Origin of the sequence: Gordonia oryzae (assembly GCF_003797185.1) — a bacterium.
GTDB lineage: Bacteria > Actinomycetota > Actinomycetes > Mycobacteriales > Mycobacteriaceae > Gordonia > Gordonia oryzae.
On sequence record NZ_RKMH01000007.1, the window covers coordinates 166,890 to 182,102 of the forward strand.

General features: G+C 64.6%; 18 protein-coding genes. 6 read left to right on the forward strand and 12 right to left on the reverse strand.

The genetic code is table 11. The features are described from left to right. Positions 1–33: 33 nt before the first annotated feature. From EF294_RS10925 to EF294_RS22055, 12 genes are all read right to left on the reverse strand, one after another. The gene (locus EF294_RS10925; RefSeq protein ID WP_123929468.1) at positions 34–954 is read right to left on the reverse strand and encodes a carbohydrate ABC transporter permease; all 921 of its coding nucleotides are present in this window, start codon (positions 952–954) and stop codon (positions 34–36) included. Next, positions 951–1,868 (reverse strand): carbohydrate ABC transporter permease, encoded by a 918-nt coding sequence (locus tag EF294_RS10930; RefSeq protein WP_185091032.1) that lies wholly within the window; start codon positions 1,866–1,868, stop codon positions 951–953. The genes EF294_RS10925 and EF294_RS10930 overlap by 4 nt, the downstream gene beginning before the upstream one ends. A 132-nt stretch (positions 1,869–2,000) precedes the next feature. Beyond that, positions 2,001–2,795: a type I methionyl aminopeptidase gene (map, locus tag EF294_RS10935; RefSeq protein ID WP_123929471.1), complete on the reverse strand. Its 795-nt coding sequence runs from the start codon at positions 2,793–2,795 to the stop codon at positions 2,001–2,003. A gap of 101 nt (positions 2,796–2,896) precedes the next feature. Continuing rightward, positions 2,897–3,451, reverse strand: coding sequence for an adenylate kinase (locus EF294_RS10940; protein ID WP_123929474.1), 555 nt, complete (start codon positions 3,449–3,451; stop codon positions 2,897–2,899). After that, positions 3,448–4,770 carry a preprotein translocase subunit SecY gene (secY, locus tag EF294_RS10945; protein ID WP_123929477.1) on the reverse strand — a complete coding sequence of 441 codons (1,323 nt, stop codon included), beginning with the start codon at positions 4,768–4,770 and terminating at the stop codon, positions 3,448–3,450. Before secY ends, EF294_RS10940 begins: the two co-directional genes overlap by 4 nt. A 334-nt stretch (positions 4,771–5,104) precedes the next feature. After that, the gene (gene rplO / locus EF294_RS10950) at positions 5,105–5,545 is read right to left on the reverse strand and encodes a 50S ribosomal protein L15 (protein ID WP_123929480.1); all 441 of its coding nucleotides are present in this window, start codon (positions 5,543–5,545) and stop codon (positions 5,105–5,107) included. Then, positions 5,542–5,727, reverse strand: coding sequence for a 50S ribosomal protein L30 (gene rpmD, locus EF294_RS10955; protein WP_123929483.1), 186 nt, complete (start codon positions 5,725–5,727; stop codon positions 5,542–5,544). The genes rplO and rpmD overlap by 4 nt, the downstream gene beginning before the upstream one ends. A gap of 5 nt (positions 5,728–5,732) precedes the next feature. Then, the gene (rpsE, locus tag EF294_RS10960) at positions 5,733–6,377 is read right to left on the reverse strand and encodes a 30S ribosomal protein S5 (RefSeq protein WP_123929486.1); all 645 of its coding nucleotides are present in this window, start codon (positions 6,375–6,377) and stop codon (positions 5,733–5,735) included. 43 nt (positions 6,378–6,420) lie between these two features. Continuing rightward, the gene (gene rplR, locus EF294_RS10965) at positions 6,421–6,825 is read right to left on the reverse strand and encodes a 50S ribosomal protein L18 (RefSeq protein WP_123929489.1); all 405 of its coding nucleotides are present in this window, start codon (positions 6,823–6,825) and stop codon (positions 6,421–6,423) included. A gap of 3 nt (positions 6,826–6,828) precedes the next feature. Then, complete coding sequence (gene rplF / locus EF294_RS10970) at positions 6,829–7,365, reverse strand: 50S ribosomal protein L6 (RefSeq protein ID WP_123929492.1); 537 nt, start codon at positions 7,363–7,365, stop codon at positions 6,829–6,831. Positions 7,366–7,381: 16 nt separating this feature from the next. Further along, the gene (rpsH, locus tag EF294_RS10975; protein ID WP_006370416.1) at positions 7,382–7,780 is read right to left on the reverse strand and encodes a 30S ribosomal protein S8; all 399 of its coding nucleotides are present in this window, start codon (positions 7,778–7,780) and stop codon (positions 7,382–7,384) included. 342 nt (positions 7,781–8,122) lie between these two features. Continuing rightward, on the reverse strand, positions 8,123–8,452 hold the full coding sequence (locus EF294_RS22055) for an SPFH domain-containing protein (protein ID WP_246007806.1): 330 nt from the start codon (positions 8,450–8,452) through the stop codon (positions 8,123–8,125). A 320-nt stretch (positions 8,453–8,772) separates the two neighbouring features. On the opposite strand from EF294_RS22055, the gene EF294_RS10985 reads away from it, so the two are divergent. From EF294_RS10985 to EF294_RS11005, 6 genes are all read left to right on the forward strand, one after another. Beyond that, the gene (locus EF294_RS10985) at positions 8,773–9,534 is read left to right on the forward strand and encodes a DUF2127 domain-containing protein (RefSeq protein WP_123929495.1); all 762 of its coding nucleotides are present in this window, start codon (positions 8,773–8,775) and stop codon (positions 9,532–9,534) included. A 101-nt stretch (positions 9,535–9,635) separates the two neighbouring features. Continuing rightward, positions 9,636–9,791, forward strand: a complete 156-nt coding sequence (locus EF294_RS22690; RefSeq protein ID WP_425459416.1) for a hypothetical protein — start codon at positions 9,636–9,638, stop codon at positions 9,789–9,791. 38 nt (positions 9,792–9,829) lie between these two features. After that, the gene (locus EF294_RS22695) at positions 9,830–9,958 is read left to right on the forward strand and encodes a cupin domain-containing protein (protein ID WP_425459417.1); all 129 of its coding nucleotides are present in this window, start codon (positions 9,830–9,832) and stop codon (positions 9,956–9,958) included. A 112-nt stretch (positions 9,959–10,070) separates the two neighbouring features. Beyond that, a complete protein-coding gene (locus tag EF294_RS10995) occupies positions 10,071–11,141 on the forward strand; it encodes an endonuclease domain-containing protein (protein ID WP_246007807.1) in 1,071 nt (356 codons plus the stop codon). After that, a complete protein-coding gene (locus EF294_RS11000; RefSeq protein WP_123929502.1) occupies positions 11,123–11,803 on the forward strand; it encodes a MarR family transcriptional regulator in 681 nt (226 codons plus the stop codon). The genes EF294_RS10995 and EF294_RS11000 overlap by 19 nt, the downstream gene beginning before the upstream one ends. Continuing rightward, positions 11,803–15,168 carry a helicase HerA domain-containing protein gene (locus EF294_RS11005; protein WP_123929505.1) on the forward strand — a complete coding sequence of 1,122 codons (3,366 nt, stop codon included), beginning with the start codon at positions 11,803–11,805 and terminating at the stop codon, positions 15,166–15,168. Before EF294_RS11000 ends, EF294_RS11005 begins: the two co-directional genes overlap by 1 nt. Positions 15,169–15,213 lie beyond the last annotated feature (45 nt).

The following is a 15,213-nucleotide window of genomic DNA, read 5'->3' on the forward strand; positions in this document are numbered from 1 at the left end:
GTCAAACAGGTGGGGCTACAACGGCGTGCGCGATCACCCCTTGACCGCACCGGAGGTCAGGCCCTTGATCATGTGGCGTTGGAGTGCGAGAAAGACGATCAGCATCGGCAGCATCGCCAGGACCGTCGCGGCCATCACCGGCCCCCAGTTGGTGACGCCGTCGTTGTTCTGCAGCTGCGTCAGTCCCACCGGCAGTGTCGCCACGCTGTAGTCGTCGGCCATCAAGAACGGCCACAGGTACTCATTCCATTCGTTGACGAGGGTGATGAGGGCGAACGCCACCATCGTCGGAATCGACAACGGCAACACCACACGCACGAGCAACCGGATGTGCCCGGCGCCGTCCATCCGGGCGGCCTCGATGATCTCCGGTGGGATCGACAGAAAGTGGTTGCGCATCAAGAAGGTTCCGAACGCGACCCCGGCCAGCGGCACGATGATCCCGGCGAAGGTGTTGCGGAAACCGAGTTGGGCGACCAGCGAGTAGTTGGTGATGACGGTGATCTGATTGGGCACCATCAGCGCCGCGATGATCACCAGGAACACGAGGTTCTTGCCGGGGAATCGCAGGAAGACCAGACCGTAGGCACTGAGCACGCCGAGCACGAACTTGATGACACCGAGGATCAGCGTGACGATCAGTGAGTTGCGCAGGAACTGCCAGAACGGCACCGCCGTGGTGGCCTCCCGATAGTTCTCGGGATGCCACGTCGAGGGCCACCACACCGCCGGCTGGACGTAGATCTCGGATCGATCCTTGAAGGAAGTCAACACGATCCACGCCAGGGGCACCACCACGACGACCAACGCGACGAGCATCGCGAGATAGCCAAGTACCTGCACCGTTCGCCGGCGCCTGCGCGCACGCACGGCGATCCGTTCGCGCTCGTCGGATACGATCACCTCACCGCGTCGGTGCGCATCTGGGACTGGTGTGTTCGTGGTCGAGGTCATCGTCCGCCTCGATCCATCAGACGTACCTGGGCGACGGTGACCACGAGCAGGATCAGGAACATGATGGTGGCAACGGTCGCACCGTACCCGGCGCGGAAGTTGCGGAAGGTCTCCTCGTAGACCTGGTAGACCATTGTCGTCGTGCCGTTACCGAGGGGACCACCGCGGGTCATTACGTTGATGATGTCGAAAACCTGTAATGAATTGAGCAACACAGTAATCGACAGAAAGAAGGTCGTCGGACGCAGCTGCGGCAGGAGCACCTTGCGGAAATGGGTCCACCCCGAGGCACCGTCGACCGCGGCCGCCTCGTCGAGATCTGCCCGTTTACCCTGTAGCGCAGCGAGATAGATCACGAACGCGTATCCCAGGTTCTTCCAGACGTAGGTCACGGTGATCATGAACAGCGCCCAGTGTGGTTGCTGATAGAAGTCCGGCGCCGACCCCAGGCCGAGCCTATGCATCAAGTCGTTGATCAGACCGAAATTCGGGTCGAACACGAACTGGAAAGCGATGCCGACCGCCGCGCCGGACAGCACGAATGGAGCAAAGACCACCGACCGCACCAGGTTTCGGCCCTTGAGCGCCCGATCGAGGAGCAACGCCAGCGCCAGACCGAGGGCCATGCTGCCGGCGACCGCGACGACAGTGAAGACAACCGTGTTCACGACGATGGTCGCGGTGTCCTCACGGGTGAACCACTCGCGATAGTTGGCCGCGCCGATGAACGTCGACCCAGGCGAGGAGATGTTCCAGTCGTAGAACGACATCCGAATGTTCTCGATCAGCGGCCGGTAGGTGAACACCGCCAGCAGCACGAGATTGGGGCCCACGACGGCAAGGAACAGGGCATAGGACTTCCACGGCCGACGCCGGCCCGCGTGGGGCAGCACATGTTCGTTCGCCGATGGCACGCGCCGAGTATTCAGCCGACACCTGACCGGATGCGAACGGCGGCGTTGAGCGCCGGTGAGCGATACGTGTCCGGTAAGTGTCGCTGACTGAATCGGATGCGGCGTGCGACTGCGGTCAGCTCGTCCGGAAGGTCAGGACGGTCGGTTGGTGAGGATGCGTGGGCCGTCGGCGGTGACGGCCACGGTGTGCTCCCAGTGCGCGGCGCGCGAGCCGTCGTCGGTGACGACCGTCCAGTCGTCGTCGAGAACGCTGGTCTCGGTGGTGCCCAGGGTGAGCATCGGCTCGATCGCGAGGGTCGACCCGACGACGAGCAGCGGGCCCGAGCCGGGCGCACCCTCGTTGGCCAGGAAAGGTTCCATGTGCATCTCACGGCCGATACCGTGACCGCCATAGCCGTCGACGATCCCAAAGGCACGATCGAACTTTCGCTCGGCGTCATGGGTACCGGTCTCGATGGCGTGCGAGATGTCGGTGAGGCGTGCGCCGTCGATCATGGCGGCAATCCCGGCCTCCATCGACAGCCGAGTCGCCTCGGAGAGTTCGGCATCGGCCTTCGATAGTGCACCGATCCCGAAGGTCCAGGCCGAATCCCCGTGCCAGCCGTCGAGAATGGCACCGCAGTCGATCGAGACCAAATCACCCTCGGCGAGAATGACAGTGCTCGAAGGGATTCCGTGCACCACAACGTCGTTGACCGACGAGCAGATCGATCCCGAGAATCCGTGGTAGCCCTTGAACGACGGCACCGCCCCGGACTGACGGATCACGGTCTCGGCGACCTCGTCGAGTTCGAGGGTGCTCACCCCGGGTGCCGCCGCCGCGCGGACGGCGACGAGCGCGGCGCCCACGACGGCACCGGCGGCTTCCATCGCGTCGAGTTCCCCGGCGCTGCGGAACGGCACGCGCTTGCGTTTACGGAATCCCATCACCACTCCTCATCCGATCATCTCGGCTGGAAGACAAGGCGCCGGGCCACACCGATAGTGCGGTGTGGCCCGGCGCCGGAAAATACCTGTGCCGGTGGACGTCAGGACACGCCGGCACCGAGCGCGCTCAGCACCCGCTGGTGCACATCCTGAATGTCGCCGACCGCGTCGATCGTCTTCACCTGATCGCCGTAGTAGTCGAGCAGCGGCGCGGTCTCATTCTGATACACCGACATCCGGTTACGGATGACCTCTTCGGTGTCATCGGCACGGCCACGGGCCAGCATGCGTTCGACGACGACGTCGGGGTCGACCACGAACGACAGCACCGCATCCAGCGAGGACCCGAGACCGTCGAGGATCTCGGCGAGAGCGTCGGCCTGCTCGGTCGACCGGGGGAATCCGTCGAGGATGAATCCCTTCGACGCATCAGGCTCGCCGACCCGGGCGCGCACCATGTCGACGGTGATCTCCGACGGCACGAGGTCACCGGCGTCGAGATACCGCTTGGCCTCGACGCCCACGGCAGTGCCCTGTGAAATGTTGGCACGGAACAGATCACCGGTGGAGATATGCGGGATGCCGAGTGATTCGCTCAACAGTTCCGCCTGGGTACCTTTGCCTGCTCCGGGGGGGCCGAGAATGACAAGTCTCACTTCAGGAATCCTTCGTACTTACGTTGCATCAATTGACTGTTGACCTGCTTCATCGTGTCCAATCCCACGCCGACCATGATCAGCACGGCCGTGCCCCCAAATGGCAGGTTCTGAACACCACCACTGTTCCCGATCTCCAGGAACAGGTTCGGCAGTACCGCGATGATACCCAGGTAGATCGAACCCGGCAGGGTGATGCGGCTGAGCACATAACCGAGGTAGTCCGCGGTCGGTTGCCCCGGGCGGATGCCCGGGATGAAGCCGCCGTACTTCTTCATGTCATCGGCACGTTCCTCAGGATTGAAGGTCACCGCCACGTAAAAGTACGTGAAGAAGATGATCATCAGGAAGTACACGATGATGTAGACGTAGTTGCTCTGGTCGGCGAGATATGTGCTGACCCACCGCTGCCAACCCGACGGCGCGCCCGACGAGCTTTGGGTGAGCTGCACGATGAGCTGCGGCAGATACAGCAGTGACGAGGCGAAGATGACCGGGATGACGCCGGCCTGGTTGACTTTGAGCGGCAGATAGGTCGACGACCCGCCATACATCTTGCGGCCCACCATGCGCTTGGCGTACTGCACCGGGATGCGCCGCTGGCCCTGCTCGATGAAGACCACACCGGCGACGATGATGAGGACCGCGACCACGACGAGCCCGAAGACCAGCCCACCTCGGCTGGTGAGAATCGTGCGACCCTCGGCCGGGATGCGGGCGGCGATGCCCGCGAAGATCAGCAGCGACATGCCATTGCCGATGCCGCGTTCGGTGATCAGCTCACCGAACCACATCACCAGGCACGCGCCCGCGGTCATCACCAGGACGATGATCGTCAGACCCAGGATCGACTTGTCGTTGAGGATGTTGTCGCCGCAACTCGCGGGCAGCAGGTTGCCGCGCACGGCTAGTGCGACGATGCCGGTGGACTGCAGCAACGCCAGCGCGACCGTCAGGTAGCGGGTGTACTGAGTCATCTTGGCCTGACCCGACTGGCCCTCCTTGCGGAGCTGCTCGAAGCGCGGGATGACCACCGTCAGCAACTGCACGATGATGCTGGCCGTGATGTAGGGCATGATGCCGATCGCGAACACCGACAGCTGCAGCAGTGCGCCGCCGGAGAACAAGTTGATCAGCGAATAGACCTGATTACCGCCACCACTGTTAATGGTGTCGATGCACTTGTGCACCTGGACGTAGTTCACGCCTGGTGAGGGAACCGTCGCCCCCAGCCGATACAGCACGATGATGCCGATGACGAAGAGGATCTTCTTCCTCAGATCGGGCGTCCTGAAGGCCGCGATGAGGGGGGAGAGCACTAATTCCTCCTAGAACGACCACGCGTCATCTCGCACCGGATGTCCGGCTCGCGTGCTCGGCAATCGACATTGATCAGTGGTTGCGGGGCAACAACGGTGAAACTCTAACAGCCGCTCGCGCCCGGCCGTCCAACGTCTGGTGTGACCTGGCACGGGCCGGCGCGGCCGTTGCGGCCGCCGCATTCCGGTGGCGGCCGACGCTCGGACGTCATCCCCCCAGGCGCCGGTCACCACAATAGACGTCGTGGACGGCCGGGTGCCCCGACGCCGAGGTCCGCAGCGGCGGCGACGCGGTGTCGCATCCGCTACGGACCTCGGCTACCTGCATTCTTTCTTACTGCTCGGTCACGCTGCCACCGGCAGCGGCGATCTTCTCCTTGGCCGATGCGGTGAATTTGTCGGCGGTCACATTGACCGCCACACCGAGTTCACCGTCGCCGAGGACCTTGACGAGCTTGTTCTTGCGGACGGCTCCGGCGGCGACGAGCTCGTCGACGCCGATGGTGCCGCCCTGCGGGAACAGACGGGCGATGTCTCCGACGTTGACGACCTGGTACTCGATCCGGTTGCGGTTGGTGAAGCCCTTGAGCTTCGGCAGCCGCATGTGGATCGGCATCTGGCCACCCTCGAAGGCGGCGGGCACGTTCTTGCGTGCTTTGGTGCCCTTGGTGCCGCGGCCAGCGGTCTTACCCTTGGAACCCTCGCCGCGACCCACACGGGTCTTTTCGGTCTTCGCGCCCGGAGCGGGGCGAAGATGGTGGAGCTTGATGGTCATGACTTAACCTCTTCGACTGTCACGAGGTGGGAAACCACGTTGATCAGACCGCGGTTGATCGGGGTGTCCTCGCGGGTGACCGACTTGCGGATGCCTCTGAGGCCCAGCGTCCGCAGGCTGTCACGCTGGTTCTTCTTGGTACCGATGGTGCCCTTGACCTGAGTGATCTTCAGCTGTGCCATCTCTCTCACACTCCCTGGCCGGCACGGGCGCGGAGCATACCGGCCGGTGCCACGTCTTCGATGGGGAGACCACGACGAGCCGCGACCTCTTCGGGACGCTGCAGCATCTTCAAGGCGGCCACGGTCGCGTGCACAACGTTGATCGCATTGTCCGAGCCGAGGCTCTTGGCGAGTACGTCGTGGACGCCCGCGCACTCGAGTACGGCACGCACCGCGCCACCGGCGATCACACCGGTACCGGGGCTGGCCGGACGCAGCATCACCACACCGGCGGCGGCTTCACCCTGAACCGGGTGGGTCACGGTGCCACCGATCAGCGGAACGCGGAAGAAGTTCTTGCGAGCCTCTTCGACACCCTTCTGGATCGCGGCCGGGACTTCCTTGGCCTTGCCGTAGCCGACGCCGACCATGCCCTGGCCGTCGCCGACCACCACGAGAGCGGTGAAGGAGAACCGGCGGCCACCCTTGACCACCTTGGATACACGATTGATCGCGACGACCCGCTCGAGCTGATTGCGCTCGTTGTCGCGTCCACCGCGGTCACCGCCGCGACGGTCGCGGCCGCCCCGGCGATCGTTGCGGTCTCCGCTTGCGTTGTTGTTGTCGTTTCCGGCGGGTCCGTTTCCGCCGTCACGCTGACGTCCGGGCATCAGAGGATCCCTCCGGTCTTGGTTTGGGTACGTGTGGTCATCATCAGAACTGCAGGCCTCCCTCGCGGGCGGCGTCGGCGAGCGCGGCGATCCGGCCGTGGTAGTCCTTGCCACCACGGTCGAACACCACGGCGTCGATACCGGCGGCCTTGGCGCGCTCGGCGATCAGCTCGCCGACCTTGCGGGCCTGGGCGGACTTGTCGCCACCGGCCGCGCGGACGTCGGCCTCGATGGTCGACGCCGCGGCCAGCGTGTGACCGGCGAGATCGTCGATCAGCTGCACGTGGATGTGGCGGCTGCTGCGCTTGACCGCGAGTCGCGGCCGCACCGGCGTGCCGGAAACCTTCTTGCGCAGGCGGAAGTGACGACGGTTGGTCGCGGTGCGACGGCGGGTCGATACATCCTTGCCGAGGGGCTTGCGGACTGTCTTGGCTGCTGTATCACTCATGGCTTACTTACCCGTCTTTCCGACCTTGCGACGGATCTGCTCACCTTCGTAGCGAATGCCCTTGCCCTTGTACGGGTCCGGGCGACGCAGGCGGCGGATGTTCGCCGAGATCTGGCCGACTTTCTGCTTGTCGATACCCGACACCGAGAACTTGGTGGGCGACTCGACGGCAAAGGTGATGCCCTCGGGAGCCTCGATCGGCACGGGATGGCTGTAACCGAGCGCGAACTCGAGGTCCTTGCCCTTGGCCTGGACGCGGTAGCCGACACCGAAGATTTCCATCTTGTTGGTGTAGCCCTTGGTCACACCCTCCACGAGGTTGGCGACCAGCGAGCGGTTCAGGCCGTGCAGGGCACGGTTGCGGCGCTCGTCATTGGGGCGGGTGACCACGATGGTGGCGTCTTCCTGCGCAACGGTGATCGGCGCGGTGACGGTGTGGCTGAGTTCGCCCTTGGGTCCCTTGACGGTGATGGTCTGGCCGTCGATGGAGACGGTGACGCCCGCGGGGATCTCGATCGGGTTCTTACCGATACGTGACATGTTTGTGTACCTCCCCTTACCAGACGTAGGCGAGGACTTCGCCGCCCACGCCTTGGTTGGCTGCCTGGCGATCGGTGAGGAGACCGGACGACGTGGAGATGATGGCCACGCCGAGGCCACCCAGGACCTTGGGCAGGTTGGTGGATTTGGCATACACCCGCAGACCCGGCTTGGACACGCGACGCAGACCGGCAATGCTGCGCTCCCGCGAGGGGCCGTATTTGAGGGCGACGACGAGGTTCTTACCGACCTCCGCATCTTCGGTGCGGTAGTCGGTGATGTAGCCCTCACGTTTGAGGATCTCGGCGATGTTCACCTTGATCTTCGACGAGGGAAGAGTCACCTCGTCGTGGAACGCCGAATTGGCGTTACGCAGACGTGTCAAGAAGTCTGCGATCGGGTCAGTCATGGTCATGGTTGACCGTCAACCTTTCTCGTAGCGGTTCCCATTCAGCGCCGGTCAACGATGCGACTGACGAGGATTGCTCCCCTGACCTGCGGTGGGCCTTCCACGAAGTGGATAGTTGTTATCTTGTTCTCGTCGCCGATGCCCTTGGCTTTTCACCAGCACCGGAGACTGTTCAGTTATGGTCCACACGCGTACGTGTAGCGAGTCCCTGGCACCTGAGGTGCACAGGCAACCGGTCTAGTGTAGAGAATTCCCTGGCCAGACCCAAATCGCCGCCGACAGCGCTCTTCCCGACCGCGACAGCGCCCTGTCCACCGCCGACAGCGCTCTTCCCGACCGCGACAGCGCTCAGGGCGTGAGTGGGAAGTCGTGTCGCGAGGTCGGCTCGACGTCGAGTTCCCCCTCGGCGCCGAAGCGCGCGACGCCGGCCAGGATGGCGGTCAGCCGACGCCGCAGTTCTTCGTCGTCACCAGCGCTGCCATAGAACGCGCGGGGATCGGAGATGGCCGCCTGTGTGTGCTCATCGAGCCAGATCCGTAGCCATTTGTCATGGGCGAGTTCCTGTTGCCGTCGAAGGAAGGCGATAGTGGCCAGAGCGTCGACGCGCGTGCCGTCGGCGGTCGGCGGAGGGTCGAGCGGCGCACGGGTCTGAACCTCGCGCCGCGAAGCTGTCCACAATTGCGTCGATGCTCTCGATCGCTGCGGCGGCATCAGGGGTCCACAGGATATCACCGCGTCGATCGGCGGGTGGAATGTGGAGATCTACATCGCCCCCCATACCGCGTCGTGGGAGATGGTGATCTGCAGACCTCGTTCTCCTGCGTACGCACCATGTCGGGGTCAGAAGCTGCCCGCTCCCCCAGACCGACACCACCACCTTTCGATCCCCTAAGCGCCGGCTCATGCCGGTGTCGGTAGCGGCGTCAGAGGATCGAGATCGGCTTGACCGACCGGATGACCATCGGCCCCTGCGGCAGGTTCGGCGCTAGTATGCCGAGGTGAACTGGGATGTGTTGTCATGCGGCCTGCGCGGTCACGAGACCTATCGCCCCAACGAGTCCGAACTCGCCGATCGCCTGCACGTCGCCACCGCCGCGGGTCAGGCCTGGCGGTGCCTGCGGTGCGGCGACTTCGCCGTCGGTGAGCCCCGACGCCGCGGTGCTGCCGACCACGCGCCCGAGGTCCCGCGCGGCGCGCTGCTGCGCGACCTGATCATCATGCGGGTGCTGGCGGTCGAGCGGCTGCTCCGCGGCCTGTTCCTGGTGCTCGCAGGGGTTTTCGTCATCGAGCTACGCCACAGCCAGCAGACACTACAGGAGAAGTTCGACGCCGAGCTGCCATTGCTGCGGCCGATCGCCGACCAGATCGGCTGGAACATCGACGATTCCAAGGTCGTCAGCTGGATCGAGAAGGTGACGACGCTCTCGAGCACGACGATCGTGCTCGTCGGATGCGCTCTGCTCGCTTATGGCGCAAGCCAATTCGTCGAAGCTTTCGGTTTGTGGTTCGCCAAACGGTGGGGCGAGTACTTCGCGGTGATCGTCACCAGCATCTTCATCCCGCTCGAGATCTACGAACTCGTCGAGCACGTGGCGCTGTTCAAGGTGCTGCTGCTCGCGGTCAATGTGGCTGCGGTGGTGTGGCTGATCTGGAGCAAACGACTGTTCGGGGTGCGTGGGGGCGGAGAGGCCTATCACGCCCAACACAGCGCCGAGAGTCTACTGACGGTCGAGCGTGCAGCCGTCGCCGACGGGCGCTGATCCACAGCCGACGGGTCCTGATCCACAGCCACCGAAAGGCACGATCCACAGTTCCCTCGCGGTTGGTTCCCAACCGGGCCGCCGGCCGCAGGAGTGAAGGAATGGACACCAGCCACCTGACCTCGCTCGTCGACCAACTGATCGGGACCGCCCACCGCAGCCGCAGCGGCCGGACTGCGCTGACCCTGCACGGCGATTCCTCCCATCGGCTTCGGCACACCGTTATCGCCCCGGTGGCCGGGCGTGAACTGGCCTAACACGAAAGCCCCGCGGAGTTCAGGTGCTCCACGGCCGGGTGACCATCACCGCGGGCGAGGACGTCTGGAAGGGCCGCAGAGGCGATCTGGTGATGCTGCCCGACGCGCGGCACAGCCTGTCTGCACAACAGGATTCGGCGATTCTGCTAACGGTGATCCCGGCGTAGGAGGCGACACCTATCGGCGTCGGAGGGCGGTGCCGACTGCCGCGCAAGCGCGAACTCGGCACTCGGCAGTCGTCGGTGTGTCCGGCTATATTCGACAGCGATGGACGAGGGCGTGACTACCGAGGTCGAGGCCGCTCTCCGCCCCGGTCATGTCCTCCGAGCAGAGGACATCACCGGCACTGCGATCGACGATCTCGTGGATGAGATCTCGCCCCGATTGCCCGTCTTCCTGGACCATCGTGGACCCGATGAGCGAACGGCGCGCAGCGTCACCACCGAGGTACTCGACGCCCTCGAACAAATCCTGCTCGACCTCTTTCCAACCTGGCTCGACGGCGAACCCGGGCAGCTGCTCGATGTCGATGAGGCGGTGTACGCAGCCCGCGAACTATGCCATCGAGAAGGTCTGGTGACCGGCGTCGTACTCGATCTCGCCCGTGCCGCCGCCTCCCGATCAGCTCCGCGCCGAACACAGGCACCCGAGCTTCGGGCAGCAGGCCTGATGGGGCTCGTGCGTCACGCGTACCGCCGCTCCGCGGTCGTGCTGGCGGTTCGCGCCAGTGCCGAGATGTCAACGGCCTCACAGCGAGCGGCCGCCGCGGCGTATGAATGGTTGGCAGAGCACGGTCATGTCACTGTCTGGCTCACGTCCGATGCCCTGCCGCTGATCGATCGGATACCAATTGTCCGCCTCGGCCTGGGCATCACGGATCGGGCCGGCGAAGAGCCTGGCGGGCGGGCTGCGGCGTCGGACCAACCCGTTCTTCTGGTGTCTCGACCGGTCGGCGCACCATGCCCGAACAGCCGCGCCGAACAGGCTCTCGAAGCAGCACTCGCCCGTCGTGGTTGGGCGCGGGACCGCATCTGGAACCGTCGTCCGGCCGACCTCGACCCGCTCGCACCTGCGGTCGTCGTCGATCTCCTATGGACCGCTCAACGTGTGATCGTCGAGGTCGACGGCGCCGACCATCGTCGTGCGGACAAGTACGCAAGCGACCGCGCCCGCGACAACATGCTTCAGCGGCACGCCTACATGATCCTGCGGTACACCAACGAGCAAGTTCTCACCGATGCCGATCTCGTCGCCGACGAGCTGCGTGACATCCTGGCAGCACGATCGGCATCGGCTTCCGCGCACAGACCGACACAACTCGAGGAGAACACGTGGACCACCCGAAGCTGACACCGAGCCAGAGCGCGGTGCTCTTCGTTTTGATGTCCGAGGGCAAGGAGCTCTCGACACCTCAGTTGCGTGTGCTCGGCCCCAACCTCGACAAACCCGGACGTGAAGTACTGCAGCGCCACGGACTGATCGAGTCCCACAAGGGTGCTCGAGGCGCTCTGTTCCACTCACTCACCGATCGTGGATGGGCTTGGTGCGCAACCGAATTGCAGGACGGACCGCCTGATCGGTCGCTACCTCCGATCCGAGCACTGTATGCGGTGCTGGCGGGAATCGGCCGGTACCTCGATGCCGAAGACCTGCGGCTGCACGAGGTCTTCGGGCGTCCGCGTCGTGACGACGAGGCAACACCGGAACCGCCGCCACACCGGTCCGCACCAGAGGTACCGGAGAGCACGGCCGATGTGGGCACCCGAATCATCGAGGCCTACCACCGCATCGCCGCCATCCCGGGAGCGCTTGTGGGGCTGGCCGCGCTTCGCGCGACACTCGCCTCGATTTCGCGCGAAGACTTCGACGCGGCGCTCCTGACCCTGCAGGAGCGCCGCGGCATCAATGTGATCCCGCAGGACGATCGCGCACGGCTGACTGAAGCAGATCGCGCCGCATCCGTGATGATCGGCACCCAGCCGAGTCATCTGCTGGTCATCGAGGAGGCGTGATGGATCAGCCCACTCGACAAGCTCTCGAATCCATCCGACTGGACTGGGCAGACACTCCCGACGACGTCTGGGGTGCGGTGAGTCCCTACCACGTCGACGGACTTCACGAGCAGATCATCGACGAGACTCTACGCAGCTTCGAGGATGCGCAGCGCTCGGATTCGGCAAGCCCCATCGGCGTGGTCATCCGCGGTGTCGCCGGCTCCGGGAAGACGCACCTGCTCGGCCAGATTCGTCGACGCGTCCAGGATGAGGGCGGATACTTCTTCTTGGTTCGACTGTTAGACGGTTCCAACTTTTGGAAGTCGATCACGGTGGCCATGCTCGAGTCGCTGAGTCGTCCCGGCCATGGCCATCCCACGCAGTTGGCACAACTGCTCAATCAATTGGCGCGGGAGGCCGAAGTAGCCGAGCCGACAAGGCAAGCCGTGGTCGGCGAATCGCCGCTGACCCTAGAGGCGCTCGAGGAGTTCGTCACCGGCGTCTACCGCAACCACGCTCATCGACGCAGATCCCAGCACATTCTGCGCGCCATGGTCCTCACCGCGTCGCAGGACAACGACGCCAAGGATCTCGGGGAGGCCTTCCTCCATCTCGACGTCGATGACGCCGACGAATTGGCCGCGTGGGGTATCCGCAATGCCAAGCTCGGCTATCAGGAAATCGTTCAGAACGTCTCTCGGATCATCGCCTTCGACGGCGCGTCTGTGCTGGCGATCGACCAGATCGACACCCTGATCGAGGCGGGGAAAGCGACCGCTCCGGGTGAGGAAACCATCGTCGAGCAGGTAGCGCACGGCCTGATGGCTTTGCGCGAGAACATGAGTCGTACATCCACCGTCGTATCGAGCATCACCGCAGCGTGGGAATACCTGGAAAGCCACGCGATGCGGTCCGCGGTCGAGCGCTTCCGCAAAACACCGATGCTCAAGCGCATGGAGTCGACCGACTTCAGTCGGGAGTTGCTGGCCAAACGCTTTGCCCCGGGCTTCGCGCGAATCGGTTTCGCGCCGCCGTATCCCACCTGGCCCGTGTCCCCCGCCGCACTGGCGAATACCAAGCTATTGACCCCGCGCGAATTGATGATCGACGCGGATCGACAGATCGTGGGCATGCTGCGTTCGGGATCGTTCACCGAGATCAGCTCGATCAGCGATGAGAATTCGGGCGCCACAGCAAGATACGGAGGGCGCGACGCCGCGCCGGGCGCCACGACAGGTACAGCGGCCGAGGAGCCCGGACAGCTTGCCGCGCCGGCCAAACCTGCAGAGTTGTCTCCGGAGCTCGCACGGATCGAGAACCGTTACCAGGAGCTGATTGCCGGCGCCGATCCCCTACCTGCTCTCATCTCCGACACCGAGGACCGAGTCGTTCCGACCCTCCTACAGGCCGGACTCGGTGCGTGGATCGAGGCACTCGCCGGCCGTGCCGGGGAATGGCGTCACGACCCGAAGCCAGGCGCCAAGGCAGTCCTGCACGGCCGGATCAAGCACGTCATCGACCCTCATCGCGAGATCGATGAGTCATGGAGCTTCCGCGCGATCTCGGCAACGAATGCGCGCGCCGTCCAGACCAGGCTCGCGAACGCAACGACGGCCTCAGGCCTGAGTTTGGGTGCGGTCGAACGAATTCTCGTCGTGCTGCGTCGTGACGATTGGCCCAGTGGACCCAAGACCGAACAGATGGTTGCCGAACTGTACTCCCGCGGCGGCAAGGTCATCGCGTGGTCTGAGGACGACATCCGCCGTCTGGTCGCGTTGGCCAAACTCCGCTCCGAACGCCCTCTGCGGCTTCATGAGTGGATCGTCGAGCGTAATCCCGCAGCCGAGATCGGCTTCCTTGCCGAGGCCTTGGGGCCGGCCGTGGCGAAAGCAACCACCCATGTCGGCGCCGGGCCAATCGGCAATGAGGCAGAGCCCGCGGCGACCACTTCGACACCGACCCCTCGAGACGATCATCCAGTGACGCACCATGCGATGGAGACCGACGCCGCGGGTGCACGGTCACCGAAGAACTTGCCCGCATCGCCGACCCGACCAACCGCCACGCCCACTCCTGTCGCCACCGTCTCATCGCCGACGGATCCGACCGCCGCGGGTGCCGCCACGACGGCCACCCTCGTCCGCCCAGCCGGCGTTCTCACACTCGGACGGGGATCGACCAGTGGCGATCCGGTATCGGTACCCCTGGTCGCGTTACGCAAACATGTCGCGATCTTCGCCGGTTCGGGGTCGGGCAAGACCGTCCTCATCCGCCGGATCGTCGAAGAGGCCGCATTGCACGGTGTTTCGTCGATCGTGCTCGATATCAACAACGACCTCGCCCGGCTGGGTACGCCCTGGCCCGCGACAGACCCCCGGCCGTGGAATCCGGAGGATCGGGCGCTCGCCGACCGCTACTTCGCCGACACCGAGGTGATCGTGTTCACCCCTGGCCGCAAGGCCGGGCGCCCGCTGAGTTTCCGGCCGCTCCCGGACTTCGCGGCCCTTCACGGTGAGTCCGACGAGTTCGCTGCCGCGGTCGACTCCGCCGTGGGAGCACTGCTCCCGCGCGCCCGGTCGAGTGAGCGCGGCGCCAAGGCATCGAGATACGAGGCCGTGCTGCGGCAGGCCATGGTGTTTTTCGGCCGTCGCGGTGGCGGAAGCCTGCTCTCGTTCGTGGCGCTGCTCTCCGAGCTCCCCGACGGAGTGAGCACTCTGGCCGATGCCGGGCGACTCGCGATCGATCTCAGTGAGAACCTGAAGGCGTCGATGGCCAACGACCCGCTCCTCGACGGCGACGCCGCACCGGCAGATCCTGGGTACCTCCTGACGCCGTCGTCTGGCAAACGGGCGCGGATCTCGGTCATCAATCTGGCGGGGCTCGGTGGCGAGGATCGTGTGGCGAACTTCGTGGGGCAATTACAGATGTCACTGTTCGCCTGGATCAAGCGCCATCCTGCAGCCGATAAACCTCTCGGCGGCGTCCTGGTGATGGACGAAGCGCAGAATTACGCACCCTCGCAAGGCACCACGAGCGCCACCCAAAGTACCCTCGCACTCGCCTCACAGGCTCGTAAGTACGGACTGGGATTGATCTTCGCGACGCAGGCGCCGAAGGGGATCCACGGGCGCGTGAGTGGGAACGCATCAACGCAAGTGTTCGGCAAACTCAACCATCCCAACCAGATCGAGGCCGCGAGGGAACTCGCCGCGAGCAAGGGCAGCCCCATCCCTGACGTCGGCCGCCTGTCCGCGGGCACCTTCTACACAGCAGTCGACGGCGGTCGGTTCGTCAAGGTGGATACTCCACTGTGTCTCAGCTACCACCCACAGAGCCCGCCGACCGAGGACGAGGTCATCGAAATCGCCCGGCGAGGACGCTGACCTGCGATTTGTTCACAACCGGGACGGCCTCCCGAACTTGTCGTA

Excerpts from the sequence above, each read along its gene's own strand:
- EF294_RS10925 (WP_123929468.1), bottom strand. The coding sequence starts at position 954 with ATGACCTCGACCACGAACACACCAGTCCCAGATGCGCACCGACGCGGT.
- map (WP_123929471.1), bottom strand. The coding sequence starts at position 2,795 with ATGGGATTCCGTAAACGCAAGCGCGTGCCGTTCCGCAGCGCCGGGGAA.
- rplO (WP_123929480.1), bottom strand. The coding sequence starts at position 5,545 with ATGACCATCAAGCTCCACCATCTTCGCCCCGCTCCGGGCGCGAAGACC.
- rpmD (WP_123929483.1), bottom strand. The coding sequence starts at position 5,727 with ATGGCACAGCTGAAGATCACTCAGGTCAAGGGCACCATCGGTACCAAG.
- rpsE (WP_123929486.1), bottom strand. The coding sequence starts at position 6,377 with ATGCCCGGACGTCAGCGTGACGGCGGAAACGGACCCGCCGGAAACGAC.
- rplR (WP_123929489.1), bottom strand. The coding sequence starts at position 6,825 with ATGAGTGATACAGCAGCCAAGACAGTCCGCAAGCCCCTCGGCAAGGAT.
- rplF (WP_123929492.1), bottom strand. The coding sequence starts at position 7,365 with ATGTCACGTATCGGTAAGAACCCGATCGAGATCCCCGCGGGCGTCACC.
- rpsH (WP_006370416.1), bottom strand. The coding sequence starts at position 7,780 with ATGACCATGACTGACCCGATCGCAGACTTCTTGACACGTCTGCGTAAC.
- EF294_RS22690 (WP_425459416.1), top strand. The coding sequence starts at position 9,636 with ATGGACACCAGCCACCTGACCTCGCTCGTCGACCAACTGATCGGGACC.
- EF294_RS11005 (WP_123929505.1), top strand. The coding sequence starts at position 11,803 with ATGGATCAGCCCACTCGACAAGCTCTCGAATCCATCCGACTGGACTGG.